Source organism: Floricoccus penangensis (assembly GCF_001832885.1).
GTDB classification, from domain to species: domain Bacteria; phylum Bacillota; class Bacilli; order Lactobacillales; family Streptococcaceae; genus Floricoccus; species Floricoccus penangensis.
This window is the reverse complement of sequence record NZ_MKIQ01000029.1, coordinates 62,502-87,902: the sequence shown is the minus strand read 5'-3', so window position 1 is coordinate 87,902 and position 25,401 is coordinate 62,502. Positions and strand designations below refer to the sequence as shown.

General features: G+C 32.6%; 30 protein-coding genes. 27 read left to right on the top strand and 3 right to left on the bottom strand.

Going from position 1 to position 25,401, the window contains the following annotated elements:
- Positions 1 to 48: 48 nt before the first annotated feature.
- Both BG262_RS08870 and BG262_RS08865 read left to right on the top strand, forming a co-directional pair.
- Positions 49 to 690: a GNAT family N-acetyltransferase gene (locus tag BG262_RS08870; RefSeq protein ID WP_070788536.1), complete on the top strand. Its 642-nt coding sequence runs from the start codon at positions 49 to 51 to the stop codon at positions 688 to 690.
- Between the two features lie 114 nt (positions 691 to 804).
- Positions 805 to 2,157, top strand: coding sequence for an aldehyde dehydrogenase family protein (locus tag BG262_RS08865; RefSeq protein WP_070788535.1), 1,353 nt, complete (start codon positions 805 to 807; stop codon positions 2,155 to 2,157).
- A 55-nt stretch (positions 2,158 to 2,212) separates the two neighbouring features.
- Here the strand turns inward: BG262_RS08865 and BG262_RS10785 are convergent, their stop codons facing one another.
- The gene (locus tag BG262_RS10785) at positions 2,213 to 2,359 is read right to left on the bottom strand and encodes a hypothetical protein (RefSeq protein ID WP_158006665.1); all 147 of its coding nucleotides are present in this window, start codon (positions 2,357 to 2,359) and stop codon (positions 2,213 to 2,215) included.
- Between the two features lie 266 nt (positions 2,360 to 2,625).
- Here BG262_RS10785 and BG262_RS08860 point away from each other — a divergent pair, with 266 nt between their 5' ends.
- The 10 genes from BG262_RS08860 (at position 2,626) to BG262_RS08815 (ending at position 9,094) form a co-directional block, all read left to right on the top strand.
- Complete coding sequence (locus BG262_RS08860) at positions 2,626 to 3,561, top strand: ABC transporter ATP-binding protein (RefSeq protein WP_070788534.1); 936 nt, start codon at positions 2,626 to 2,628, stop codon at positions 3,559 to 3,561.
- Positions 3,554 to 4,324, top strand: a complete 771-nt coding sequence (locus BG262_RS08855) for an ABC transporter permease (RefSeq protein ID WP_070788533.1) — start codon at positions 3,554 to 3,556, stop codon at positions 4,322 to 4,324. The genes BG262_RS08860 and BG262_RS08855 overlap by 8 nt, the downstream gene beginning before the upstream one ends.
- An 86-nt stretch (positions 4,325 to 4,410) precedes the next feature.
- Complete coding sequence (locus BG262_RS08850) at positions 4,411 to 4,998, top strand: nucleoside triphosphate pyrophosphohydrolase (protein ID WP_070788532.1); 588 nt, start codon at positions 4,411 to 4,413, stop codon at positions 4,996 to 4,998.
- A gap of 109 nt (positions 4,999 to 5,107) precedes the next feature.
- Complete coding sequence (locus BG262_RS08845; protein WP_070788531.1) at positions 5,108 to 5,530, top strand: potassium channel family protein; 423 nt, start codon at positions 5,108 to 5,110, stop codon at positions 5,528 to 5,530.
- Between the two features lie 91 nt (positions 5,531 to 5,621).
- Complete coding sequence (locus BG262_RS08840; protein WP_070788530.1) at positions 5,622 to 6,233, top strand: cadmium resistance transporter; 612 nt, start codon at positions 5,622 to 5,624, stop codon at positions 6,231 to 6,233.
- Positions 6,234 to 6,309: 76 nt separating this feature from the next.
- Entirely contained in the window at positions 6,310 to 6,810 is a 501-nt protein-coding gene (locus BG262_RS08835; RefSeq protein ID WP_070788529.1) for an AAA family ATPase, read from the top strand.
- Between the two features lie 32 nt (positions 6,811 to 6,842).
- A complete protein-coding gene (locus BG262_RS08830; RefSeq protein ID WP_070788528.1) occupies positions 6,843 to 7,052 on the top strand; it encodes a hypothetical protein in 210 nt (69 codons plus the stop codon).
- Between the two features lie 19 nt (positions 7,053 to 7,071).
- The gene (locus tag BG262_RS08825; protein ID WP_070788527.1) at positions 7,072 to 7,527 is read left to right on the top strand and encodes a hypothetical protein; all 456 of its coding nucleotides are present in this window, start codon (positions 7,072 to 7,074) and stop codon (positions 7,525 to 7,527) included.
- 236 nt (positions 7,528 to 7,763) lie between these two features.
- Positions 7,764 to 8,219 carry a GNAT family N-acetyltransferase gene (locus BG262_RS08820; protein WP_070788526.1) on the top strand — a complete coding sequence of 152 codons (456 nt, stop codon included), beginning with the start codon at positions 7,764 to 7,766 and terminating at the stop codon, positions 8,217 to 8,219.
- A 104-nt stretch (positions 8,220 to 8,323) separates the two neighbouring features.
- Complete coding sequence (locus tag BG262_RS08815; protein WP_070788525.1) at positions 8,324 to 9,094, top strand: hypothetical protein; 771 nt, start codon at positions 8,324 to 8,326, stop codon at positions 9,092 to 9,094.
- Positions 9,095 to 9,370: 276 nt separating this feature from the next.
- Here the strand turns inward: BG262_RS08815 and BG262_RS08810 are convergent, their stop codons facing one another.
- Positions 9,371 to 9,832, bottom strand: coding sequence for a pyridoxamine 5'-phosphate oxidase family protein (locus BG262_RS08810; protein ID WP_070788524.1), 462 nt, complete (start codon positions 9,830 to 9,832; stop codon positions 9,371 to 9,373).
- A 410-nt stretch (positions 9,833 to 10,242) separates the two neighbouring features.
- Between BG262_RS08810 and BG262_RS10885 the strand changes: the two genes are divergently transcribed.
- The 13 genes from BG262_RS10885 to BG262_RS08740 all read left to right on the top strand — a co-directional run bounded on the left by BG262_RS10885 (position 10,243) and on the right by BG262_RS08740 (position 21,946).
- Positions 10,243 to 10,446, top strand: coding sequence for a hypothetical protein (locus BG262_RS10885; protein ID WP_070788523.1), 204 nt, complete (start codon positions 10,243 to 10,245; stop codon positions 10,444 to 10,446).
- A complete protein-coding gene (locus BG262_RS08800) occupies positions 10,377 to 12,857 on the top strand; it encodes a SpaA isopeptide-forming pilin-related protein (protein WP_338061288.1) in 2,481 nt (826 codons plus the stop codon). The genes BG262_RS10885 and BG262_RS08800 overlap by 70 nt, the downstream gene beginning before the upstream one ends.
- A gap of 300 nt (positions 12,858 to 13,157) precedes the next feature.
- Entirely contained in the window at positions 13,158 to 13,517 is a 360-nt protein-coding gene (locus tag BG262_RS08795) for an ArsR/SmtB family transcription factor (protein ID WP_070788521.1), read from the top strand.
- Positions 13,518 to 13,537: 20 nt separating this feature from the next.
- Positions 13,538 to 14,500, top strand: a complete 963-nt coding sequence (locus BG262_RS08790; protein ID WP_070788520.1) for an NAD-dependent epimerase/dehydratase family protein — start codon at positions 13,538 to 13,540, stop codon at positions 14,498 to 14,500.
- Between the two features lie 362 nt (positions 14,501 to 14,862).
- Positions 14,863 to 15,177, top strand: a complete 315-nt coding sequence (locus BG262_RS08785; RefSeq protein ID WP_070788519.1) for a YdcP family protein — start codon at positions 14,863 to 14,865, stop codon at positions 15,175 to 15,177.
- Between the two features lie 20 nt (positions 15,178 to 15,197).
- Complete coding sequence (locus BG262_RS08780; protein ID WP_070788518.1) at positions 15,198 to 15,572, top strand: YdcP family protein; 375 nt, start codon at positions 15,198 to 15,200, stop codon at positions 15,570 to 15,572.
- Positions 15,573 to 15,644: 72 nt separating this feature from the next.
- Complete coding sequence (locus BG262_RS08775) at positions 15,645 to 17,243, top strand: hypothetical protein (RefSeq protein ID WP_070788517.1); 1,599 nt, start codon at positions 15,645 to 15,647, stop codon at positions 17,241 to 17,243.
- A gap of 32 nt (positions 17,244 to 17,275) precedes the next feature.
- Positions 17,276 to 18,673: an FtsK/SpoIIIE domain-containing protein gene (locus tag BG262_RS08770; RefSeq protein WP_099098740.1), complete on the top strand. Its 1,398-nt coding sequence runs from the start codon at positions 17,276 to 17,278 to the stop codon at positions 18,671 to 18,673.
- 190 nt (positions 18,674 to 18,863) lie between these two features.
- Positions 18,864 to 20,048, top strand: coding sequence for a MobT family relaxase (gene mobT, locus BG262_RS08765; RefSeq protein ID WP_070788515.1), 1,185 nt, complete (start codon positions 18,864 to 18,866; stop codon positions 20,046 to 20,048).
- Positions 20,049 to 20,330: 282 nt separating this feature from the next.
- Positions 20,331 to 20,552, top strand: coding sequence for a hypothetical protein (locus BG262_RS08755; protein ID WP_070788514.1), 222 nt, complete (start codon positions 20,331 to 20,333; stop codon positions 20,550 to 20,552).
- Between the two features lie 11 nt (positions 20,553 to 20,563).
- Positions 20,564 to 21,064: an antirestriction protein ArdA gene (locus BG262_RS08750; RefSeq protein WP_070788513.1), complete on the top strand. Its 501-nt coding sequence runs from the start codon at positions 20,564 to 20,566 to the stop codon at positions 21,062 to 21,064.
- A gap of 56 nt (positions 21,065 to 21,120) precedes the next feature.
- Positions 21,121 to 21,516: a conjugal transfer protein gene (locus BG262_RS08745; protein WP_070788512.1), complete on the top strand. Its 396-nt coding sequence runs from the start codon at positions 21,121 to 21,123 to the stop codon at positions 21,514 to 21,516.
- Positions 21,500 to 21,946, top strand: a complete 447-nt coding sequence (locus BG262_RS08740) for a tyrosine-type recombinase/integrase (protein WP_070788511.1) — start codon at positions 21,500 to 21,502, stop codon at positions 21,944 to 21,946. The genes BG262_RS08745 and BG262_RS08740 overlap by 17 nt, the downstream gene beginning before the upstream one ends.
- A gap of 56 nt (positions 21,947 to 22,002) precedes the next feature.
- On the opposite strand, the gene guaA is transcribed toward BG262_RS08740, so the two are convergent.
- On the bottom strand, positions 22,003 to 23,529 hold the full coding sequence (guaA, locus tag BG262_RS08735) for a glutamine-hydrolyzing GMP synthase (RefSeq protein WP_070788588.1): 1,527 nt from the start codon (positions 23,527 to 23,529) through the stop codon (positions 22,003 to 22,005).
- Positions 23,530 to 23,705: 176 nt separating this feature from the next.
- On the opposite strand from guaA, the gene BG262_RS08730 reads away from it, so the two are divergent.
- Both BG262_RS08730 and BG262_RS08725 read left to right on the top strand, forming a co-directional pair.
- Entirely contained in the window at positions 23,706 to 24,563 is an 858-nt protein-coding gene (locus BG262_RS08730) for an alpha/beta hydrolase (RefSeq protein ID WP_070788510.1), read from the top strand.
- Positions 24,563 to 25,396 carry an alpha/beta hydrolase gene (locus BG262_RS08725; RefSeq protein WP_070788509.1) on the top strand — a complete coding sequence of 278 codons (834 nt, stop codon included), beginning with the start codon at positions 24,563 to 24,565 and terminating at the stop codon, positions 25,394 to 25,396. The genes BG262_RS08730 and BG262_RS08725 overlap by 1 nt, the downstream gene beginning before the upstream one ends.
- Positions 25,397 to 25,401: the final 5 nt, after the last annotated feature.

Genomic DNA, 25,401 nt, shown 5'->3' with positions numbered 1-25,401 from the left:
TATAGGTAAATATTTATCAACCATAATTATAAAGGAGTAAATAAATATATGGAAATTAGAAGTTATTCAGATACAGATGAAAAAGAATGGGTCTACACAAAGGCGTTAAGCTATCTCTTTTCTCCGTTTTTTGATGATATGGAAACTAGTAAAACAAGGTTTAATCCAGAAATATATAAAGATAGTATTGAGCTTGTGGCAATCATGGAAGGTCAAATTGTGGGTATTCTAGATATTGGAATTTATAATGAGGATGCAAGTAGAAATTATATGTATTATCAAGGAGACTCCGTGGCATATTTTACCAATTTAGCAGTACATCCAGATTTTCAAAAAAAAGGTGTTGCTAAAAAATTATTTGAAGTCGCCCGAAATAAATTGATTGAAAAAAATGTCGAAGCACTATCAATTTTTACAAGAAAATCTGACGCAACTCTTGAATTATATAAAAAATGGGGTGCCAAGTTAATTTGCAAGGACTATTTAGTTGTTGGAAGACCAAAAAATCAATCATCAGTGAGATTTCAATTTGATAAAGAAAATAAGAAATTAAATTTATTTAATATTCAAGGCGAGCAAAAAGCATCACTTTTAAATGAGGGACATTATCTTGTTACTGATGAAGAAGAACTTGAAAATTTTGATATAGATGAACTAATTGAAGAATATACTTATTTATTAGTTATTTAGTCTGATTAATTAATAAATAAAATTTTTTAATATTAAGATAACTTCTCATATGTTTTGATATATAATTAATCTTAGAGTATTATATAATTGAAATAAAATTTAAGGAGAAAAAACATGGGTAAGTATCAAACTTTAGTTGATGAACAACGGAAATTCTTTCTTTCAAATCAAACTAAGTCTTATAATTATAGAGTTGAACAACTTAATAAACTAGAAAAAGCAATAAAAAAATTTAGTTCTTTGATTGATGATGCGATGATGAAAGATTTAAATAAACCAAAGTCAGAGGTTGAAATTTTTGAAACTGGATTTGCATTAAACTATTTATCTTATGTTCGTGAAAATCTGAAAGATTGGATGACTGTAAACGTTATGGATAGTAGTAATATTTTTCCTAATTCAACTAGTACCATATATTCTGATCCATACGGTGTGATGCTTATAATTGCACCTTATAACTATCCTATAATGCTAACCATGCTTCCTTTAATTGATGCAATAATGACTGGAAACACTGCAATTGTAAAGCCTTCAGAATTAGCTCCAGAGACTTCTAAAGTTATTGATAATTTGATTTCTGAAACTTTCGAAAAAAAATATATTGCTCTTGTTGAAGGTGGGCAAGAGGAAACTACTGAATTATTAAGTGAAAGATTAGATTATATCTTCTTCACAGGTAGTCCTAGAGTGGCAAAAATTATCATGGGTGAAGCAAGTAAAAATTTAACGCCAATCACTTTAGAACTAGGAGGTAAAAGTCCTGCAATAGTAATTAAAGATACAAATATAAATGAAGCAGCAAAAAAAATATTATGGTCAAAACTTATTAATTCAGGACAGACATGTGTTGCAACTGACTATATTTTGGTTGATACTGAAATAAAAAAAGAGCTTATCAAAGAGTTGGAAAAAGAAATAATTAATTTCTACGGAAAAGATCCGATAACTTCAACAGATTATTGTAAGACAGTTAATAAAAAGTCTTTTGATAGACTTAAAGACTTATTAGATAAGTCTAACGGTAATGTTATTTTCGGTGGTGAATTTAATGAAAAAGAATTAAAAATATCTCCAACAATAGTTGAAAATGTTGATTGGAGCGATTCGCTAATGTCACAAGAATTATTTGGTCCAATAATTCCTATTATTGACTTTAATGGTAATATGCTTGATGAGCAGGTAATTAAACCTTTGAATGATAATGAAAATCCATTAGCCTTATATTTATATACTAATGATGAAGAAGTTCAAAAAAAAGTAATATCTCAAGTATCTTTTGGTGGAGGAGTAATCAATGGAGCGATTGCACACGCCTTAAATTTAGAGATGCCGTTTGCAGGTGTTGGAAATTCTGGATTAGGTCAATATCATGGTAAGTTTAGTTTTGATGAGTTTACTCATAAGAAATCAGTCTTGAATCTACCATCTGATACATCTTTTGAACCATTTTATCCTCCTTATAAATAAAAATAATTATGTAAAAATCCTTACAAAACTTCGAAGTTCTGTAAGGATTTTTTGATTATTTTTTATTACCTTGTGCTTTATGTTCACGTTCTTCTTTTGAAGATAAATCAAATTTAGATTGTTTTTCTAAACGTTCTTCTTTACGTTTTTTTGTTTCAACTTCGCGAGCATTTGGAGCTTCGAATTCATGTTTCTTTTCCATGTTAATCACCTCATTTATATTTATTAATTAGTATATAAATAATTTTATTCTTATATGTGACCATAGTCAAATATTAAGGATGTTCTTTTATAGTGCTATATATAAAGAAAGAAAAAAATTTATTTTATTTTTCACATTCAATTTAAAATATTTATAAGAGTACCAGATATTTGACAAAATTAGTGAATGAGAATAGTATATTTAGGTGAGTTTTTTACAATTAACAAATATTAACTGTTATTTTATTTTGAAAAGGAGTATCCGAAATGACTTTTGCTCTTGAGATAAGAGATTTAAAAAAGACCTATTCAACTGGTAAAGTTGCCTTAAAGGGACTTGATTTGACTGTTGATGAGGGTGATTTTTACGCTTTATTAGGACCGAATGGTGCTGGTAAATCAACAACTATTGGTATTGTAACATCATTAGTGAATAAGTCGTCTGGGACTGTTAAGGTTTTTGGCTATGATATTGACAAAGACTTGGTTAAAGCGAAACAGCAGATTGGACTTGTTCCACAAGAATTTAACTTCAATCCTTTTGAAACTGTTCAGCAGATTGTAGTTAACCAAGCTGGCTACTACGGTGTTCCTCGTAAGGAAGCCGTTAAACGTAGTGAGAAGTATTTGAAACAGTCAAACCTTTGGGATAAACGAAATGAGAAGGCTGGTATGCTTTCTGGTGGTATGAAGAGAAGGCTAATGATTGCGCGTGCTTTGATGCATGAGCCACGTTTATTAATTCTTGACGAACCAACTGCTGGAGTTGATATCGAGCTTAGACGTGAGATGTGGGACTTCCTGAGAGAGTTGAATGCTAACGGTACAACAATCATTCTCACAACTCACTATCTAGAAGAAGCAGAGATGCTGTGCCGTAATATTGGTATAATTCAAAATGGTCAGCTGATTGAAAATACAAGCATGAAATCATTGCTTTCAAAACTTCAGTTTGAAACATTTATTTTAGACCTAGCAATTGGCTCTCCTAAGGCTGAAATCAAAGGCTATAATGTATCTTTTGAAGATGACTTAACACTTGAAGTAGAGGTTGAGCGAAATCAAGGTCTAAATAATGTATTTGAGCAACTAAATCAACAAGGAATTGAAGTAGTGTCAATGCGTAATAAATCAAATCGTTTAGAAGAACTCTTCCTTAAAATTACTGAAGAAAATGAAGAAATGGAGGAAGAAAATGTTTAATCTATATTTCACTGCCTTAAAAAGTTTAGCAATTAAAGAAACTAATCGTTATATGCGAATCTGGGTACAAACACTTGTACCATCAGTAATTACAACATCTCTTTACTTCATCATTTTCGGTAAGATGATTGGCGGACGTATCGGCGACATGGGTGGCTTCTCATATATGGAGTTCATAGTACCTGGTCTTATCATGATGTCCGCAATAACTAGTTCATATGCCAATGTATCATCATCATTCTTTTCGCAAAAATTCCAAAAGAATATTGAAGAATTGCTAGTTGCACCAGTGCCAACAAACGTAATTATTTTAGGATTCATAGCAGGTGGAGTAGGACGTGGAATCATTGTTGGATCTCTTGTAACAATCGTTTCACTGTTATTCGTTCCATTACACGTCCATTCATGGTTTATCGTTGTTATCACAATCCTGATGACAACAGTCCTCTTCTCCCTTGCAGGGCTGTTAAACGGAGTATTCGCCAAATCATACGACGATGTGTCAATCGTTCCGACGTTTGTCTTACAACCTCTAACATACCTTGGTGGAGTCTTCTATGCCATTTCAATGCTTCCTCCATTTTGGCAAGCAGTATCAAAAATCAATCCAATTGTCTATATGATTTCAGGTTTTAGATATGGGTTCTTAGGAAAAACAGATGTTCCAATACTCATGTCAATGTCAATACTAGTGGTATTTATTATCGTCCTATATTCAATTGTCTGGTATTTAATCAACAAAGGCAAAGGATTGAGAAGTTAAGAGAAACTGTGCCAATATTACCTTATAATTAACAATTTCTTAAAAAAATAGTAGAATAATGCTATTAAGCAAAGGAGTACAGATATATGGGACAAACTGGAAAATTAGTAAGAGATAATTTACAAGAAAAAATTAAATCAAGCAATCCTGAAGCTGAGTTTGATCAACTGCAAGGAGTTGATTTACAATTTGCTCTTAGGGAAAAAGTAATTGAAGAGTTCTCAGAATTTATGAGTGCTGAAACACCTGCTGCTAAAACAGAAGAAGCAGCTGACTTAATTGAAGTATTAGAAAGTCTTTTGAAAACATATAATGTTTCAAAAGAAGAACTATATGATGTAAAAGATGCAAAAAGAATACTAAAAGGTTCATTTGAAGATGGAATATTCTGGAAAACTGAAAAAAATATAATTAAAAAAGTCGAAGATATTGTAGATCAATTAAAAGAAAAAAATATTTTTGAAAGCATTGAGACATATACAAGTCGTGATGAACTTATAAACGCCCTAGGAAAAATTGATCCTGAAAATACTACTAAAATATTTGAAAGAAACAAGGGTATTTATGTATTCGCCGTATTAAATTCAAAAGAATCTCGCTCACTTGTTATGACTGAAGATGATATATATACGCTATTAGGATACTTATCAGGTGAGATAGAGGTAGAAGAATAAATAAATTTTCAATTTAGCTCTAACATATTATGTGTTGGAGTTTTTTTGCTATTTTAAATGATTTATTAATTTGTTAGAATATACATAGTTCATTTTAAAAGGAGAAAAAATGTTATCTTTAATAATTGCATCTAAAAAAGTTATCGATTCCTTTATCGTTATTTGGAAAAAAGAAGAAACACGAGCACTGCTTTTTATGATCTCAATAACCTTACTCAGTGGTACAATTTTCTATTCAACTGTTGAAAAATTCTCAGTAATTGATTCATTGTATTTTTCATTCATGACACTGACTACGATCGGCTATGGCAACTATGCACCAGCAACAACCCTTGGTAAAATATTTACAATGGTTTATGTAATGGTAGGTCTTGGACTTATGTCGATGTTCATTACAACAGTCGCAAAATCATACATATATAATAAAAAGCATCATAACCATCATCACCACAAAAAACATGATGATGAAGAAAATGATGTAGCTAACGTAGAAGCAGATGATAAAAGAAATCAAATAAACGTTACTCAATAATTTAGTTTTTTATAAATAAGTAAATATTAGAATAAAAAATTTTACTGTGCTACAATTGGATAAAATGATAGTATTCAAGAAAGGAGTATATATGTCAACGATTATTACAGGTATTTTATCATTCATTGCCACAAATTTGGATGATTTATTTCTAGTTATGATTTTATTTTCAGTAGGGAAATCATTGAAAAAAAGAGATATTGTAATTGGCCAGTATGTTGGGTTAATATCATTACTCCTAGTGAGTTTATTAATCGCTAATGGTTTAAAATCTTTTCCTGAAAAATACATCGGTATCCTAGGTCTTGTTCCTATATTCCTAGGCGTGAGATCGATATGGGATAGCTATAAAGAAGACGAAGAGAAGAAAGAAAATAAAGGAAACAGTAAGAGTAATAAAAGTAAGAATTCACTTTCAAAAATGGGAAAATTTCCAATAATATCAATCGCTTTGATTACCATTGCAAGTGGAGCAGACAATATTGGGGTGTATGTTCCCATATTTAGCCAAGAATCATCAAGTCAGATTATCTTAAGCATAATCGTATTTGTCATTATGATAGGTATCTGGTGCTTCTTAGGTGATAAATTTGCTAATATTCCGGCCGTTAAAAATGTCTTAAACAAATATGGACATATCTTTATACCATTAACATTAATCGGACTTGGAATTTATATTATTGTAAGTAGTGGATTATTATAGAAATTCAAAAAGTCGTTCAACTTAGGACGACTTTTTTTGATATAATATAATTATAATAAAAAATAATGGTGATAATATGAAAAAGTTAATTTTTATAGGTGGACCAATGGGCATAGGCAAGACCACAGTTTCCACAGAATTAATGAAAAAACTAGACAAATCCGTCTTTCTAGATGGTGATTGGTGTTGGATGATGAATCCAGCAAACTATAATAAAGCTAATAAGAAAATGGTTGTAAAAAATATCCAATTTCTATTGAATTCCTTCCTTGAAAATCCTCAGTTTGAATATGTAATCTTTTCTTGGGTCATGGATAGACAGGAAATTATAAACGATGTACTATCTGAACTCCACATCTCAAAAACTCAATTCTATTCATTTTCTTTAATATCTGATGAAAATAAATTAAGAGAAAATATCTTAAAGGATGTATCCCTTGGCTTAAGAGAAGAAAATTCAATTGAAGAATCAATAGATCGTATAAAAAACTATAATCGAGTTTCATCAGAAAAAATTGATGTAACAGATAATTCAGTAAATCAAGTAATGGAAAAAATATTAACCAAGATTATTTAATTAAAATTTAAAATACAGTAAGGAGGTTTATCATGGTAAGACCCCAAAAGAAAATACGCAAGAAGATGAAGCAATTCAAGAAGGGTATTATTGGATATGCTGATGGACCAACAAATATGTATGTTATAGTACCTCTAAAGAAAATTGGGAAAAAAGAGAAAAGAAGAATGAAGTTCAAGAAATTAAGAGAATCTAGATTGAGTGAAAATCATGCTGAAAGAAATGATACAAGCATTGAATAGAAAGGTATAAGATAATTTAATGAAATTTCTTTTATTAGATATTGACGACACCATTTCACCATGGCTCTATAAGAGAAATGATGCCATTTTTATTGATAGTATGGGCATAGAATTAGGAATACCAAATTACATTGCTGACTGGCTCAGAAATTCTTCAAAGAATGATATCAAAATTGTCTGGTGTACAAGTCGACCACCAGTAGTTTGTGGTCTAATTGAAAAAGTAATAGGTTTTAAAGCTGAAGGAAGACTATCTTTTATAAATCCTAAAGCATATGAATGGAATAAGCTCTATGCAATAATTAAATTTTGCAATGAAAATGTTGACTATATCGTAATACTTGCTGATAATGATATCAAAGAAGGTATAAAAGGAATAAATAAATTACCTACTAATTTAAAATTGATAGATCCTTCAGATAGTGTACGAGGTTGCCTATCAATAGAAGATTTAAGAATTATTGATAGTCTTTAGGTAGTTATAGTAGACAAAAAAAGATTCAAAAACTGATATAAAAAATTATCTTTTTGAAAACAAAAGAAATAATGCAAATAAAATACAAAAAATTATTAACAAAATAGCTAAATTCATTATATACCTCCATGGATTTTTTGTAATTTATAATATATTGTTATTATAAATTATTATATATTAATTATCAAATTATATATAAATAGTATCTAAAGATAAATAATAGAATTAGGAAAATCATGCTTACATTAAATGAAATTACAGAAGAAAATTTTAAAGATGTTATAAACTTAGAAGTAGAAGATAGTCAGAAACTATTTGTCGCTCCAAACGTACGAAGTATAGCTGAGTGTTATTTATATCGTAATGATGGTGATGTATTTCCATATGCAATTTGTTTTAACGGAAAACCAGTTGGCTTTTTGCTAGTTTATACAGATGATGAAGAAAACTCAATGACCATCTGGAGAATTATGATTGATAAAAATCAACAAAAGAAAGGTTATGGAAAGCAGGCAATGATACTAGCAGAAGACTTAGTCCAAAGTTATGGAAAATATGAAAAACTCTATACAAGCTATTGCCTTGATAATATAAACGCAAAAAAATTATATCTGAGTTTAGGGTATATTGAAGACCGAATAAATGAAAACTGTGAAAATGAAATGATTGTGGTTAAAGAGATAGATAAGTAGAGAGCATAGTAAACTTGAATAATCTAAAGAATCTATAATTGGTGTTGAAATAAAAATTAATATATTAAATAAGTTTTATTATTTATATAAAGTAAGGGATAGGTATGAAGAAAGAAATATTAATAGAATTTATAGAAGATTTGCTATCATATTATGATAAAGGATATTTAGGTGGATTTATTATGCCTGAGGACAATAATCCAAAATTACAAAAGAATGATACAAAGAATACTTTATATTTTACATTGCCTATGGCTTTAAATTATCAAAGAAATTCTTTTAAACTTTGGGAGGCAGCCAACAAAACATATCACGACCCTGAAACAATTGATGTATTTTCACCGGAAGAAGTAATATCAATGTCTATAGATGATTTAAGATCTAAACTAACTAAGTACAAGGTAGCACTACAACCCAATAAACAAATAGATATTTGGAAAAGACTATGTGAAACTATACAAGAAGAATTTGATGGTAAAATAGAAAATATGTTTAGTGATAATGATTATAATATCTTACTTATAAAGGAACATATTAATCAAAATAAAAAAAAGTACCCATATTTATCAGGTCCAAAAATAATGAATTACTGGCTCTTTGTTTTATCTAAATATACAGATTTAAGATTTAAAAAATTGGAAAATATTTCTATTATACCTGATACACATATAATACAATCTAGTATAAAATTAGGAATTATTGAAGACTCTGAGTTAAATAAAAATCATATTAGATATATAGTAGCTGAAAGATGGGAACAATTATTGAATGGTACACAGCATATTCCATCTGATCTTCATACACCACTATGGTTATGGAGTAGAGCAAATTTTATTGATATAAAAAATAAGGAAGGAATTACATACGAATTTTGATTAGACAAAATTTTGACATTTAAAAACACCTGAAGCTAAAAGTTCAGGTGTTTTTAAGTATCATTTTTTCTTTTATTGCTACTCTATTCATTAAAGCTAAAAAGTAAGCGAGTATTGGCATAAATCCGTATCATAATTTTATGGTCACACTTAGGATTGGATTAGCAACTATATCTAACTTGTATCTCGGCTCAAGATTTTTTCTTTTGTTTGCTTGAAACGGGTAGTTGAGAATTTACAAACAAAAGCTCGGTTATATTGTGGTTTACTTAATTTTTAGTCTTCTAAATCATGTTTATAACGTTCTTTTTGAATTGTTTTTTCTTTCAGATCAAGAGTTACAATATAAGGTTCTTTGTTGATATAATCCCATCTTTGAATTTTTAACGGTTCAAGCTCAATTACACGATTTGATTTCATATGTGAGTAGTTATCAAAAGAACTTTTATGTTTGTTTTTGAATAAATCTATAAAAGTTTTTTCTTTCAAGGGGTGATCTTTAATAGTTGCAATACATTGAATTGAAATATTATCCACTGAAAGTGCGACAAGAGGATTCTTTTTTATTTGTTGGTACTTTAAAAGTTTGGTACTTGTTTGAAATGCAATCTTTCCATCATATAATACAACACTAACGGTACGAATGCTAATATCATCCTTGTATGAAGTAGCAATAACAGCTATTCCTTTTTTGGAAATCCTTAAAAAAGTTTTTTCAAGTTCATCAGAATAATTCATAAATATAATCTCCCTTTTTTTAGTATTATATAAGAACGTATGTTCTTATACAAGGAGATTATTAAGAAAACAATTAAATAAAAATAAAAAAGCAATATTACTTGAAATAAGTAACTATTGCTTTTTTTATAAAATTTTATTCCCACTCTGTTTTAAACGTATGGGATATAACTAAAAATACAGTAAAATAAAGGGATTTGAAAGACTATTAAGTCTTATAAACTATATCAAATAAAATAAAAAGTGCAATCACAGTGCAATTTGCACCTAATCAGTAATCTTGTTATTTACTTGATTCTTGATTCCAATTTCAATATTCAAAATAGAAATCAAACTAAATATTATTGCATTAAGACGTTCTTATCTGAACGTCTTTTATTATACCAAAAATTAAATCGAAAGGAAACGTTATGAAAATTAAATCGAAAAATCTATTAAGAAAAATGACAACATATATCATGGTCTTAGTAACCATCTGTGGTACATTTTTAACCAACTCTACTTCTGTATCAGCTAGTGAGTTAGTTCTGAATGAACCTACAGGATATTACTATACTGGTGTTCCAGTTCATTTAGGGTATCCCTTAACACAAAATATTTACGTCTTAAAATAGATGGTAAAAAGGTCTTCTGTGTTGAATCGGGAGTCTCTGCCAATAGTGGTGAGGAATATACGCCAGAAAATTTTATTAATGCCAAAAAAGATTTGCTATCTAAAATTGCTTACTATGGCTATACGAAAACAAGTCAAAGCCACTATGACTATGCAGTTACCCAGCTTATGATTTGGGAAGAACTTGGAGATGTTTACCACTCCTCAACTGTTCCCAATTATCAACAACGAAAAGCTGAAATCATGGCAATGGTAAACCACCATGACACTTTACCCTCATGGCATAATCAAGAAGTAAAAGTGACTGTTGGAGAAAGTATTACTTTAACTGATTCAAACGGTGTCCTTAGTGGAATGAGTTTAGAATCAAACAACACTAACGCTACATTAAAACAGGATGGAAATAACATCACAATCACACCGAACGCCAACTCTAATGATGGTTCTATCACTTATCGCAAAGTACCACAAAATGAGGTTGGAACTTCTATTGTATATAGAAAGCCTAACGAACAATCTATGGTAGAGTTTAATTTAGAAAGCGCAAAGCAAGCAACAGTGAAAGTTGATGTTATCAAGTTAGGGAATGTTCAAATTACTAAAGTTGATGAACAAACTGGCAGACCTTTACCAGACACTACAATGAAGTTTGAATATAATGGCACTTCTACAGAGTTAGTGACGGATTCAAACGGTATGGCTCTAATTAAAGATATTCCAGAGGGAACCAAAATTACTATTACAGAAGTGAAAGCTCCGAATGGTTATGTCAATAAAGGAGTGTCGCAAGTTGTAACAATTGAACCAAACAAAACAATCGAGCTTACTTTTGACAACAAAGAACAGCTAGGAGTTGCTACCCTTACTAAAGCTGGAGAAGAAGCCAAAGAAGTAGAAGTTACAGAATCCGAATATGGAAATGTTCATACATTCAAGTACAACGAAAATGTAGTAGCTGGCGTTACCTATCGTATTGAAGCAACACAGGATATCCATTCAGTTGACGGAACATTAAAGGCTAAAAAAGGCGATACTGTTGCTACCTTAACAACCGATGAAAAAGGACAATGGAAATCACCAGAGTTATATATGGGAGAATATCAAACAGTTGAGGTATCAGCATCAGCAGGATATATTTTAGACCCTACACCTATTTCATTCTCTTTAACATATGCAGGTCAAGAAGTTGAATTGGCTTCTACAGCAATCAGAGCGACAAACGAGTTTCAAACATTAGATTTACGACTATTTAAAGATGAAGAATCTATTCTTTCATGGAATAATAATCAACCAGAAATTGAAGTTATTCAAGGACAAGAAAAAGTATTCGGTGTGTTCACTCGTGAAGCACAATTTTTATCAGATGAAGTACAAGTACCAGCAAACGCACTGCTAGGGTATCAAACTGTAAGTGATGGTGTCGCTTCTTTTGAATTGAAATTACCACAGGGAAAATATTATCTAAAAGAACTAGAAGCAGGTACTTCTCACGTTTTAAACGATACTGAATACGACTTTGAGTTTACAGCAGAAAACAACAAAGCCACCTACCCTATCTATATCTTTCAAGATACAGTAGCTGTTGGCAACGAAACCATGCTAAAAATTGCACGTACTCCTATTCTAAATAAATTGCATTTTAATGAGTTTACTATCAAGAAATTGAATGAACAGGCTATCTTCGATAAAGAATCTGGTGTTGAGTTTGATTATGATGGACTTGGTACAGGTGCTATTTTCACATTAGAAAATGAAGATAACGAAGTCATTCAAGAGGTAACGATTGATAAAGACGGACAAGGTAGTTTCAAATATATTCCAGTTGGAACATTCTATTTAAAAGAAAAGTCCGCTTCTTCTACTCACTATCTTATGTCCAAAAAAGTCATTCGTATTGAATCTACAAAAGATGGAATCAAAGCCTTCGATGAAGAGAATAAACTGCTAGGAGAAACCAGTTCTACAGAGGAAGAACCTACAATTCTATTAGAAATAAAAAATGACCTAAAGAAAGGTACAGCAGAATTAACAAAGAAAGATATATCTACAGGCGAATTGTTGCCAAACACAGGCATTAGAATCTTAAATGAAGAAAAAAATACTATTGCTGAGGGACGCACAGATGACAAAGGTATCTATACTTTTGAAAAGCTACCAGCAGGAACATACTATTTTCAAGAATATGATGCTCCAACTGGCTACCAGCTTGATGATACCCCTATGCAATTTGAAATTACTGAAAACGGAGAGGTTGTGAAATGCGAAATGACAAACAAAAAGATTAACAAAAATGAATCAATGCCACAAACTGGAGATACCACAAATAATGCTATCTTTGCATTAGGTCTTGTGTTATCGGTAAGTGCATTAGGAGTTCTGTACTTCCGTCGTAAAAAAGCTAAAGCTGAATAATAGAAAGCTAGACGCAAGGATCACGACAAGACATTGACGTACCTTGCGTTTTTCTATGGAAAGGAGTAGCTCATGCACTCGATACGTTTCCAAATATAAACAGCTTTAACAACAAAACTGATTACATTTAATTTTAAACAAACATTTTTCACAATTCAAAATTGTTATATAAAAGTTGATTTACTTTTTCATATCCATCTCGATATTCTTTACGGTTGAATAATTTTCTATAAAACGTGATACAATATAATTGTTCAAGTGCTTAAACAAACCGGTACTTAAACAGATTGGAGAAGCAAAATGAAACATAAATGTGAAGGAATTGATGAATTAAGCGATGGATTCAAGAAAACTCAAAAAACATTAATCGCTATTGGACATGAAACAAGACAATATTTATTAATGATGATGTTAGAAGGCCCGTGTGATGGAAGCAGAGTTTCCGATATTGCAGAAAAAACTCATCTTTCTAGACCTGCAATATCACATCATATGCAAATTTTAAAAAATGCTAACATTGTGAAAGCTAGAAAAGAGGGAACCATGATTTATTATTATGTTGACCCAGACACAAAAGGCATACAAGATATTATCACGTTATTCACAAATATCAAAAATTTGATGGAAAATTTACCAGATAGAAATGGTGAAGATTGGTAACTATGAAAAGGAGAATTTAAATGAAAATTTTTATAACAGGTGGAACTGGATTTTTAGGAAAGTATGTTATCGAACGTCTTTTAAAGGATAATCATGAGCTATATGTATTAGCAAGAAAACCAGAAAAAATTACACAACAAACAGATAATGTGCATGTAATCAAGGGAGCACTTGAAGATATGCATACATGGACTGACAACTTGAAAGGAATGGATGTTGTTATTCATATGGCAGCACCTGTTGTTTTTTGGGGCGAATGGAAAATGTATGAAGATTCTATTGTAAATGCAAGTGTCGATTTATTAAGGGAAGCTGAAAAAAATAACGTTAAACGATTTATTTATATTAGTTCGGAATCCGTACTGCAAGATAAGAAGCCTTTGATTAATGTTGATGAAACAACACCCTATCCTAAAAAGCCAAATTCATACTATGGTTTATCAAAAATGATGAGTGAAAAAAAGGTGTTAGAACCTGACTATAAAATAGAAAGGATTATACTACGCCCTACATTTTTATGGGGTAAAGGAATGCCACAGATAAGTATGTTGGTTGATAAAGTTAACAAAGGACAATTTATGTGGATAGATAAAGGAAACCACCCAATTGAAATGGTTCATGCGAAAAATGTTGCAGAGGCGATTGCATTAGCTTGTAATAAAGGAAAAGATAAAGATATTTTTTATGTTACAGATGATGAGCCAAAATTAGCGAAGAAGTTCTTTTATGACCTTTTGTTAACACAAGGTGTTACGATTCCAGACAAAAGTATGCCTGGAGTGATACTACGTCCAATTGCTTCTTTTGTTGAATTTATATGGAGAACTTTTAAGATAAAGAGTTATCCTCCATTAGATAGATTTGACCTTTCTTTTCTTGCAATGCCAAGGTCTTATAGGATTGATAAAATTAAAAAAGTATTGGGATATAAACCAATTATATCGTTTGAAGATGGTTTGAAAGAAATGAAAGAAAAATCCTAAATTCTCTTATATAAGTTAACACTTAAAACAGAAAATAGAATGGTAGCATTTTTATTGCTATTGTCTTATTTTCTGTTTTCATTTTATATGTGATTTAAAAAACTTTTTTTATTACAACGCAATTTCATAGCTACTTATACAATACTTCTATCTTTAAACTTAGGGTAGTTTTACACATTCGTAGCAAGAAAATTAAATCAGAAAATAAAGGAATCGCACGGATCGCATCGAACAATGATGTGCCTTGCGATTTTTTATTGGAAAGGAAATTTATGAACTCCATTCGCTCCCCCACTATTTAGCCATATTTATCAAATTACAATTCAATTAAAATCATTTTGAAAGAAAGAGGAAAATAAAACATGGAATTAAAACACATAATACCCAACACGGAAAAAACATTTGGACAATTAGAATTTGCTGGAGAGGGTAAAGTTGAACAACGAAGAATCAATGGTAAACCTACCATTCTCTCTCGTAGCTATAACCTTTATTCAAATATTCAAAGAGCAGATGATATTGTTGCCATTCTCCCTGCCGAAGCTGGAGAAAAGCACTTTGAAATCGAGCAAAAAGTAAAATTAGTAAACCCACGTATCACAGCAGAGGGCTACAAGATTGGTACTCGTGGATTTACAAATTATATTATGTATGCGGACGATATCGTCAAAGCATAAGAAAGGATAGGTAAAAATATATGAGATTAGCCGAAGGAATTGTAATTGAAAAAGAAAAAACATTTGGAGTGTTGAAGTTCTCTGCTCTGCGTAGAGAGGTCAAGATTGTTGATGATGAGGGTAATGTAACCGAACAGGTCAGAGAACGTACCTTTGACCTAAAATGTAAAGAACAAGGACGCATGATACAAGTTAGTATCCCTGCTTCTGCTGGAGTAAAAAACTTTGACTACAACGCCGAAGTTGAAATCATCAATCCTATTGCTGATACAGTGGCTACAGCTACTTACATGGGAGCTGATGTAGATTGGTATATCAAGGAAGAAGATATCGTCTTGAAAAGACCAGAACAAAACCAGCCAACTGAACAAAAGCAAAACCACAGTAAAAAATAATTCATCTAGATTCTCTTGTTATGGCTTAATTATATAAAGTATAATTAAGTTAACTACAGGAGGTGGAAATGAATGCAGGAAACTGATTATATTAACTGGTGGGAAGCTACAAAAGAAACAGGATTAGAAGAAGTAAAAGAAACTTTTGTTGACCTATTTTCAAAAGCTGATTTTATACCATCAATTTATCATCCCATTTTATATAAATATCTTAGAAATTCTCAAATGAAACATTGGGATAAAGAACTTTTCTCTTTCTCACAAGAGAAAATACAGGAAATAGAAAACTCAATTGGCACAGAAAAGATGACCATAACATTGCTATCAAATTTCCATTTATTATCTAACGCTTATCAAAATTTATTAGATTTAGAAGAAAGAATCATGTTGATGAATAGATTCAAAGGGAGTGAAGAGCTCAAAGCAAAGATTTTTAGTATTAATATCTATAATGATTTATTAAATACTGTATTTGGTGAGTTGTTGAAATTATTTATAGAGTTTGAAAGTGAAAAAGATGGGAAAAATCTATTTCAAAAAACTTTAACACCTCAAATTGATTTCTTATCTTCCCCAAAAAGAGGATATCAAAAAATAACTGATTTAGCTGATTCAAATATTCGTAATGCGATATCTCATGGTGGGGTTAAGGCTAGCGGTTCAAAAATGTCATTCTCATACAGAAAAGGAAGTCAGCATTTACAACATGAATCAACAGTATTTGATTTTAAAGATTCCCTGCTACAACTATTTGATGGAGTAAGCGCAATTATACTTTCTTGGTTTGGCTATTTGTGCGAGGAAAATATATCTTACAATGAAGTGTATGGAAATGATTCAGTCCATGATGATACGTCTCATTTTTTTGAAAAATTGTCTATGTCTACTCTTTTTACTACTTGCGATAAAGTCTATCAATTGGATATAGATAATGAAACTGGGAAAAGACAACACATAAATGTTGAATTTATTGGTACAGATTTAGATATTAATTCTAGAATATTTTTAGGTATATATACAGCAGAAAGAGTTTTTCAATTACGACAACTAGCCTTAGAAGATACTATAATGGTTTCTTTTAAATCGCCAAAAGTTGCTAACTCTTTCTTTACAGTTGACTGTTCTGTAATTAACGATTTATCCAATGGAAAAATTGATACTGAAGAAGCAAGTCAAATTATCTGGAAGAGTAAAAATATTTTAATGTTTCCTATCAATGATGAAGATAGAAATGAGTTTGAAGATAATTTTAGATACTATCCAGATATAGAAAATGATGATTTCTATATTACTGAAATTGAAGATATTAGTTTTGATGACCAAAAAAGATTTAAAGCTGTTGCATATCTTAAAAGAGCAAAGAGACCTAATCACGTTAAAAATGCTGTTAGTGAGATTATTAATCTGATTAAACCCTTAGAAAATTATGGATTTTCTTCAAATAAAGTTAAACATGGAAAGATGGATGCGGATATAATCTATCTAGTGCTCTATAAAAAAGAAGTACGTAGAGGTAAAGATAGAGCATTGCTTCCAAATAATGATAACTTTATTGCACAAATTCAGTATGATATTGATATGAAGTTTCCCATCAATAATAGTTTTGTAGACAAATACTTGAAAAAACGTCATGAGAAAACAATACAATATAATTGGAATCCCAATTTCTAAAAATTAAGTAGAAATAAAATATTAAAGGAGGAATTGATATATCCAAATACAAAGGAAAACGAATCAAAGCAAGTGATAAACAATTAGTCTATCACTTCTTTACTGTTTCAATGGTTACCCTATTCTCCTGTGCCATGATATCTTTTCATTTAAGGTCTATCATGGCGGTGGAGTGGGAAACGGTCACACTTGATGATGTTATCAGCCAACTAAAAACACCGTACTTCTTGGGTAGTGTAATCACTGCCCTTTTTATATGCCTTATTGTTGGTTTTCTCTATTACTACTACAAGATAGATAACATCAAACAGCTAGAACACAGACAAAAATTGGCGAAGATGGTACTACAAAATGGCTGGTATGAAGCCGAACAGGTACAATCAGAGGGATTCTTTAAAGACCTACCCGGCTCAAAGACAAAAGAGCGAATCAGTCACTTTCCTAAGATGTACTATTATCTCAAAGATGGTCTAATACACATCAATGTTGAAATCACTATGGGAAAGTATCAAGACCAGCTCCTACAGCTCGAAAACAAGCTTGAAACAGGTTTGTATTGTGAGCTTGTGGATAAGGAATTAAAGGATTCCTATATTGAGTACACTATGCTTTATGATACTATCGCTAGTCGTATCCAGATTGATGAAGCAACAGCTCATGATGGACGCCTAAAACTTATGGATTCCGTCTATTGGGAATATGACAAGCTCCCTCATATGTTGATTGCTGGTGGTACTGGTGGCGGTAAGAGTTATTTCATTCTTACCATTATTGAAGCTCTACTTCACACGAATGCAAACCTCTATATTCTTGACCCTAAGAACTCGGATTTAGCCGATTTAGATACGGTCATGAATAATGTCTACTATCGTAAAGATGATATGCTTCACTGTATCAACCAGTTTTATGAGGATATGATTACAAGAAGCGAAGCTATGAAGCAACACCCAAACTACAAAACTGGAGAAAACTACGCCTATCTTGGCTTACCTGCAAACTTCCTTATCTTTGATGAATATGTGGCATTTATGGATATGTTAAGTCGTGATAGTACCGAAGTCATAAGCAAGCTGAAACAGATTGTTATGCTAGGTCGTCAAGCTGGATTCTTTTTAATCTTAGCTTGCCAGCGTCCAGATGCAAAATATCTTGGAGACGGAATCCGTGACCAATTTAATTTCCGTGTGGCTCTAGGTCGCATGAGTGAATTAGGTTATGGCATGATGTTTGGAAGTGATACGCAAAAGCAGTTTTTCTTAAAGCCCATCAAAGGGCGTGGCTATGTAGATACTGGTACAAGTGTCATTAGTGAATTTTACACTCCACTTGTTCCCAATGGATATGACTTCCTAAAACAAATAGGTAAACTTGCCAATAAAACGCTGGCTGATCCAGTGGCGGACGAAGTGAAAGCCACAGGTTCAGACTAGCGTATTGGTGTGGCGTCAGCCACGCCAAACGACTAGCCCCCTATACCTAACAGGGGGGCACAAAAACACTAGGAAACAACAAAAAAGAATAAGAGACTGCCGTAACTGTGCGGTGTTTCGCAATTTTAAGCAGATGTAAACTCGACCTTAAAAGTTGACAACATCTGCTTTTTTGATTGGAGGAATGTGATTGAACAATAAAACCTCTTGGATTGATGAACTAAAAGAAAAGCGTATGGCATATGGACTTTCACAAAATAAGCTTGCAGTTGCTTCCGGCATTACCAGACAGTACCTATCAGACATTGAGAATGAAAAAGCCATTCCAACAGAGCAAGTCAAAACGGCTTTGCTTGATTCACTTGAACGCTTCAATCCAGACAATCCGCTGGAAATGCTATTTGACTATGTGCGGATTCGATTTCCAGCGGATAACGTAGAAATAATCATAGAGGAAATATTGCACCTCAATATAGACTATATGATTCATGAAGATTTTGGCTACTATTCTTATCCAGAGCATTACCGTTTTGGCGACATTATGATAATGGCTTCTTATGACATGACAAAGGGTGTCTTGCTGGAGCTGAAAGGTAAAGGTTGTCGGCAATATGAAAACTTCTTACTGGCTCAACACCGAAGTTGGTATGACTTCTTTACGGACTGTTTGGAAGTCAACGGCGTATTCAAACGCTTGGATTTAGCTATCAACGATAAGGTCGGTATTTTAGATATTCCAGAGCTGGCTCGTAAGTCTGAGCAGGAAGAATGTATTTCTGTCTTTCGTACCTTTAAGAACTATCGAAGTGGCGAACTCGTCCATAGAGATGAAAAATCTGATATGGGAAATACCCTATATATCGGTTCTTTAAAAAGCGAAGTGTACTTCTGTGTTTATGAAAAGGATTACGAGCAATTCATAAAGAATGATATTCCCTTAGAAGACGCAGAGGTCAAGAATCGCTTTGAAATTCGCTTAAAAAATGACCGAGCTACTCACGCCATTCAAGACTTGTTGGCTCATAGGAATGCTGAAAAGACTGCCTTTGAAATCATTAACCGCTATATTCGTTTTGCAGATAAGGATATTACAAAACGGCGTAGCCAATGGCAAACAAGTGAATGCTGGGAATGGTTTATTGGTAAGAATCGTGGCGAACTACGATTGACGACCAAACCAGAACCATACAGTTATGAGCGAACACTCAACTGGTTACGCCATCAAGTAGCCCCTACCTTAAAGGTAGCCAGTATCTTAGATGTACTAAACGAAACAGACATCATACCATCTATGATACGTGACGCAAACCTTACAGAGAAACACGAAAAGCTGATTGAACAACAGAATCTAGCTGTTGAAAATGTGATTGTATGAGTGGCTTAACTGCTGAACTTTATGAGCTTGGTTTCAACTGTGGCATTGAATTAGAAATCTACATTCAAGATACAGGCACCTACACCTCTTTAATTATTGAGGGGTTTCGGAAAGGAGTTGATGAACCCTACACATACGACTTTTACAAGCAAACATTTTATCCCCATTATCCTAACAAGATAACGATTTATGGGGAACAACTTTACCCTCTCAACTGATAGAACGTGTTGAGAGGTATTTTATTAACCGCAAGAAATACATGAGTGAAAGGAGAAACAACACATGAATTTTGGACAAAATTTATACACTCTGTTTTTGAGTAATTCACAGTCACTTGTACTGGTAGCAATTGTAGTCATTGGACTATATCTGGGGTTCAAGCGAGAGTTTTCAAAACTAATCGGATTCTTGATTATCGCGATTATCGCAGTAGGATTGGTGTTCAATGCAGGGGGCGTGAAAGACGTTCTCTTACGTCTGTTCAACCAGATTATCGGTGCTTAGGAGGTAACTGTATGGAAGAAATGAGAATCTATGTTGCCAACCTCGGAAAGTACAACGAGGGTGAACTTGTCGGTGCATGGTTTACCCCGCCTATCGACTATGAAGAAATGGAAGAAAAAATCGGTTTGAATGATGAATATGAAGAATATGCTATCCACGATTATGAACTTCCATTCGATATTGACGAATATACACCGATTAGTGAGATTAATCGTCTATGTGAAATGATTATGGAGCTGGACGGTTCGCCCATCTATGATGAACTAAAAGAAATACAAAATATGTGGTTCAGTAGTTTAGAAGAACTACTAGAATATAAAGATGATATTATATGCCACACAGATTGTAGTTCTATGGAAGATATCGCTTATTATTGTGTAGAAGAAGGCTTGATGGGAGAAATTCCAGAACGGCTACAGACGTATCTTGATTATCAGTCCATTGGTAGAGATTTAGAAATTGATGGTAATTTTCTTGTAACCTCACATGGCGTATTTGAATACTTGAATTAATATAAAGCAGAATCTATACAGGTTCTGCTTTTTTCATAAAGAAAGGAAGTGAAAGTATGAAAAAAATAAAAAGCTACACCAGTATATGGAATGTAGAAAAAGTAATCTATGCAATCAATGATTTACAATTACCTTTTCCTGTTACCTTTACACAAATGACGTGGTTTGTTGCATCTTTAATGGTTATTATCTTATTCAGAAGTATACCGCCTTTATCACTTATTGATGGGGCGTTATTAAAATATGTAGGAATACCAGTTGGTTTGACTTGGTTCATGAGCCAAAAGACCTTTGATGGTAAGAAACCTTATGGATTTTTGAAGTCTATCCTCATGTATTTTATACGGTCAAAAATTACCTATGCAGGAAAAGCCGTGAAACTTCAAAAGCAACAAGTCAATGAAGCAATAACAACTGTAAGGAGTGAACTGTATTATGGCATATCCAATTAAATATATTGAAAATAATCTGGTCTTTAATCATGACGGCGAATGTTTCGCTTACTATGAGCTGATACCTTATAACTACAGCTTTCTAATTCCAGATGAAAAATATCAAGTGCATGATAACTTTCGTCAACTTGTAGCACAAAATCGTGACGGAAAGATTCATGCATTACGTCATTCTCATGCTTCTTTATTAATTAGTATGGGTGAAAATCCTCTAATTATTAAAGAACGTCTAGGACATGAAGATATCGAAACTACACTTGGCACTTATGGACACTTGTATCCAAATAGTAATTTTGAAGTTGCTAGTAAATTGAATGGAATTATTTCCTTTCAACCAGCAGAACAAAATCTTGATTCGTCACCAAAAAATCAGTTCACAGTGAACTATCGACAAAACAAGCAACCAAATAGTGCAATAAAAGTGCAATGAAAATCAAAAAAGAGCTGAAAACCCTTATTACTAAAGGCTTTCTAGCTCTCCGTTTACTATTCCCACTCAACAGTTGCTGGTGGTTTACTTGTAATATCGTAGACTATGCGGTTAACGTGGTCAACTTCATTTACGATACGTACTGAGATTTTTTGTAGTATATCCCAAGGAATTTGTGCAAAGTCAGCTGTCATTCCATCGATAGAAGTGATAGCACGGATTGCTACTGTGTAGTCGTATGTACGGCCATCTCCCATAACACCAACTGATTTAACACCTGTGTTAACTGTGAAATATTGCCAGATATCACGATCAAGACCTGCTTTTACGATTTCTTCACGTAAGATAGCATCTGATTCGCGTACGATTTCAAGTTTGTCTTCAGTGATTGCTCCCATAACACGGATAGCAAGACCTGGTCCTGGGAATGGTTGACGCCAAACGATTTCTTCTGGCATACCAAGTTGGATTCCAAGCTCACGCACTTCATCTTTAAATAAAGTATTAAGTGGTTCAATTAATTGGAATTGCATATCCTCAGGAAGTCCACCTACGTTATGGTGACTCTTGATTGTTTGTGCTGTTTCAGTTCCTGATTCGATTACGTCAGTGTAAAGAGTACCTTGTGCAAGGAAGTCAACACCTTTAAGCTTAGTAGCTTCATCATCGAATACATAAACGAATTCATTACCAATGATTTTACGTTTTTTCTCAGGATCATCAACACCGTCAAGTTTGCTCATGAAACGTTCTTTAGCATCAACTTTAATAATGTTAAGTCCGAATTTGCCACCAAGTGTTTCCATAACTTGCTCAGCTTCACCTTTACGAAGTAAACCGTGGTCTACAAAGATTGAAGTAAGTTGGTCACCGATAGCACGTTGAAGAAGTACACCAACAACTGATGAATCTACACCACCTGAAAGACCAAGTAATACTTTTTTATCTCCAACTTGTTCACGAATTTTAGCAACTTCCATATCAATGAAGTTATCCATTGACCAGTCACCACGCGCGTGACATACTTCTAATGCGAAATGCTTAAGAAGGTCGTTACCGTAAATTGAGTTAGTAACTTCTGGGTGGAATTGGACTCCGTAGAAGTTAGTATCAAGATTTTGGATAGCAGCGATAGGGCAATCATCACTAGTTCCCACAACTTCAAAACCTTCAGGAGCTTGTGTAACCAAGTCACCATGGCTCATCCATACTTGTTGTTCAGTAGGAGTTCCAGCGAAAAGAACAGCATCATCAGTGTGAGTAAGAATAGCCTTACCGTATTCACTGTTATCTGCAGATTCAACTTTACCACCTAAAAGATGAGTAATTAGTTGCATACCATAACAAATTCCAAGAACTGGAATTCCAAGTTTAAATATTTCTTCATCAATTCCGAAAGCACCATCATCGTATACAGAGTTTGGTCCACCAGAAAGAATGATTCCGATTGGATTTATTTCACGAATTTCATCAGCTGATACTTTATGACTCATTAATTCAGAGAAAACTCCAAATTCACGAATACGTCTAGTAATCAATTGATTGTACTGGCTACCGTAGTCTAGTACGATAATCTTTTGCATGCTTTGAGCGTCGTCAAAGGTTGTAGTCAAGGTTGTTCCTCCTAAATATCTATTAACTCTTTATATATTAACACAAATGATTCGATTTTTCAGTAGCATTCAAAAGAAATATTGGTACAATTTTGTTATTATAGAGATGATTTATTTCACAAAAACATATTAAGGAAAAAAATATAATGAAGAAGTTCTTAAACTTTGTGTTGCTAGTGCTTTTTGCAGTTGGATCAGCTTTTATCTTTTATAACCGAAAAGGTAATCCAAATCATTATAAAAAGGATACGACCCCTACATTTTACTTTCATGGATGGAGTGGTACAGCTAATTCAACTAACAATATGATTGCCTACGCAGAGAAGCATTCAGGTGCCAAAAAAGTTTTCAAGGCAACAGTAGACCCAAGCGGAAATGTTAAACTTGATGGTTCTTGGGATGGAGAGATTGACAAACCAATCATACAAGTTGTACTTGAAGATAATAAAAATGGAGATTTTGAGACTTTAGGTGCATGGTACGCAAATGTAATACAAGAAGTAAATAAAGTACATCCTTTCAAAGAATACAACACAGTTAGTCACTCGATGTCCAATTCGGTCCTTCAATATATGCTTTTAGATAATACAGGAGAATCTAATTTTCCTAAAATGAAAAAAGAAGTATTTATCGCTGCCCCTATAAATGGAGTTATAGGTATGAATGACGAACCAAATCAAAACAAATTAGATGAAAGTGGTAAACCTGAAATAATTACTCCAAATTATCAATATTTCATGGATAATGTTAATAGATTCCCTAAGAACCAAATTGAAATTTTAAACATCTATGGAGATCTTGAAGATGGAAGCAATTCTGATGGAAGTGTAACTGTTGAGGCGCCAAAATCCCTTAGATACTTAGCAGATCAATATGCTCTTTCATATAAGGAAGAGGAGTTTAAAGGTGGTATGGCGCAGCATAGCTTACTTCACCATAATTCAAAGGTGGATAAAGTGGTAAATAGCTTTTTATGGCAAAATAGTGAGAACGGAGCACAATAATGAGAAAATTTTTTACAAGTATAATTAGCTTAATTGCTATCTTTCTTTTGGTAGCTTGTACAGGCAAAAAGGAAACTTCAACTAAGATTAACGAGGAAGATGTGATACCTACTTTTTATTTTCACGGCTGGAGTGGTACTGCGAATTCAACAAACGGTATGATTGATTACGCAGAAAAAAATTCTGCTGCCAAGAAAGTAATCACAGCTAAAGTTACTCCTGATGGTACGGTTAAGCTATCAGGGAAATGGAAAGATGGCGTAGAAAAACCAATCATCCAAGTTGTAATCGAAGATAACCGTAATGCTGATTTTTCATTGGTGGCAAAATGGTATAGCTCTGTTATTGAAGCAGTAAGAAAAGAACATGATTTTGCTAAATTTAATTCAGTTGCACATTCAATGGGAAATAATGTACTTTCTTATTATTTGATTGAAGATGCAAATGAATCAAGCCCTACTTTAGTAAAAGAAGTTGCAATCGCAGCGCCATTAAATGGAAGTAAGGGATACGATTATGATAACGAAGGTAGAGGAGTTACTGCCGATGGAAAGCCTATCTTCAAAGAAAATGAATCATATCAATATATGTTTGAAAATAGAAAAAAATTAGTCAATCCTGAACTTAAAATTTTGAATATATATGGTGATTTAGATGATGGAAGTAAGTCAGATGGTAGTGTTGATATAGATTCTTCCCAGTCCTTTAAATACCTTGTAAGCGGAAATGTTAAATCTTATCAAGAAAAAGAATTTAAGGGTGAGAATGCTCAACATAGTAAGTTACATGAAAATAAAGATGTAGATAAAATTGTCACAGAATTTTTATGGTAAAAAAT

What these genes read in the sequence shown, in the direction of transcription:
- BG262_RS08870 (WP_070788536.1), top strand. Translation starts at nt 49, where the DNA reads ATGGAAATTAGAAGTTATTCAGATACAGATGAAAAAGAATGGGTCTAC.
- BG262_RS08865 (WP_070788535.1), top strand. Translation starts at nt 805, where the DNA reads ATGGGTAAGTATCAAACTTTAGTTGATGAACAACGGAAATTCTTTCTT.
- BG262_RS10785 (WP_158006665.1), bottom strand. Translation starts at nt 2,359, where the DNA reads ATGGAAAAGAAACATGAATTCGAAGCTCCAAATGCTCGCGAAGTTGAA.
- BG262_RS08860 (WP_070788534.1), top strand. Translation starts at nt 2,626, where the DNA reads ATGACTTTTGCTCTTGAGATAAGAGATTTAAAAAAGACCTATTCAACT.
- BG262_RS08855 (WP_070788533.1), top strand. Translation starts at nt 3,554, where the DNA reads ATGTTTAATCTATATTTCACTGCCTTAAAAAGTTTAGCAATTAAAGAA.
- BG262_RS08850 (WP_070788532.1), top strand. Translation starts at nt 4,411, where the DNA reads ATGGGACAAACTGGAAAATTAGTAAGAGATAATTTACAAGAAAAAATT.
- BG262_RS08845 (WP_070788531.1), top strand. Translation starts at nt 5,108, where the DNA reads ATGTTATCTTTAATAATTGCATCTAAAAAAGTTATCGATTCCTTTATC.
- BG262_RS08840 (WP_070788530.1), top strand. Translation starts at nt 5,622, where the DNA reads ATGTCAACGATTATTACAGGTATTTTATCATTCATTGCCACAAATTTG.
- BG262_RS08835 (WP_070788529.1), top strand. Translation starts at nt 6,310, where the DNA reads ATGAAAAAGTTAATTTTTATAGGTGGACCAATGGGCATAGGCAAGACC.
- BG262_RS08830 (WP_070788528.1), top strand. Translation starts at nt 6,843, where the DNA reads ATGGTAAGACCCCAAAAGAAAATACGCAAGAAGATGAAGCAATTCAAG.
- BG262_RS08825 (WP_070788527.1), top strand. Translation starts at nt 7,072, where the DNA reads ATGAAATTTCTTTTATTAGATATTGACGACACCATTTCACCATGGCTC.
- BG262_RS08820 (WP_070788526.1), top strand. Translation starts at nt 7,764, where the DNA reads ATGCTTACATTAAATGAAATTACAGAAGAAAATTTTAAAGATGTTATA.
- BG262_RS08815 (WP_070788525.1), top strand. Translation starts at nt 8,324, where the DNA reads ATGAAGAAAGAAATATTAATAGAATTTATAGAAGATTTGCTATCATAT.
- BG262_RS08810 (WP_070788524.1), bottom strand. Translation starts at nt 9,832, where the DNA reads ATGAATTATTCTGATGAACTTGAAAAAACTTTTTTAAGGATTTCCAAA.
- BG262_RS10885 (WP_070788523.1), top strand. Translation starts at nt 10,243, where the DNA reads ATGAAAATTAAATCGAAAAATCTATTAAGAAAAATGACAACATATATC.
- BG262_RS08795 (WP_070788521.1), top strand. Translation starts at nt 13,158, where the DNA reads ATGAAACATAAATGTGAAGGAATTGATGAATTAAGCGATGGATTCAAG.
- BG262_RS08790 (WP_070788520.1), top strand. Translation starts at nt 13,538, where the DNA reads ATGAAAATTTTTATAACAGGTGGAACTGGATTTTTAGGAAAGTATGTT.
- BG262_RS08785 (WP_070788519.1), top strand. Translation starts at nt 14,863, where the DNA reads ATGGAATTAAAACACATAATACCCAACACGGAAAAAACATTTGGACAA.
- BG262_RS08780 (WP_070788518.1), top strand. Translation starts at nt 15,198, where the DNA reads ATGAGATTAGCCGAAGGAATTGTAATTGAAAAAGAAAAAACATTTGGA.
- BG262_RS08775 (WP_070788517.1), top strand. Translation starts at nt 15,645, where the DNA reads ATGCAGGAAACTGATTATATTAACTGGTGGGAAGCTACAAAAGAAACA.
- BG262_RS08755 (WP_070788514.1), top strand. Translation starts at nt 20,331, where the DNA reads ATGAATTTTGGACAAAATTTATACACTCTGTTTTTGAGTAATTCACAG.
- BG262_RS08750 (WP_070788513.1), top strand. Translation starts at nt 20,564, where the DNA reads ATGGAAGAAATGAGAATCTATGTTGCCAACCTCGGAAAGTACAACGAG.
- BG262_RS08745 (WP_070788512.1), top strand. Translation starts at nt 21,121, where the DNA reads ATGAAAAAAATAAAAAGCTACACCAGTATATGGAATGTAGAAAAAGTA.
- BG262_RS08740 (WP_070788511.1), top strand. Translation starts at nt 21,500, where the DNA reads ATGGCATATCCAATTAAATATATTGAAAATAATCTGGTCTTTAATCAT.
- guaA (WP_070788588.1), bottom strand. Translation starts at nt 23,529, where the DNA reads ATGCAAAAGATTATCGTACTAGACTACGGTAGCCAGTACAATCAATTG.
- BG262_RS08730 (WP_070788510.1), top strand. Translation starts at nt 23,706, where the DNA reads ATGAAGAAGTTCTTAAACTTTGTGTTGCTAGTGCTTTTTGCAGTTGGA.
- BG262_RS08725 (WP_070788509.1), top strand. Translation starts at nt 24,563, where the DNA reads ATGAGAAAATTTTTTACAAGTATAATTAGCTTAATTGCTATCTTTCTT.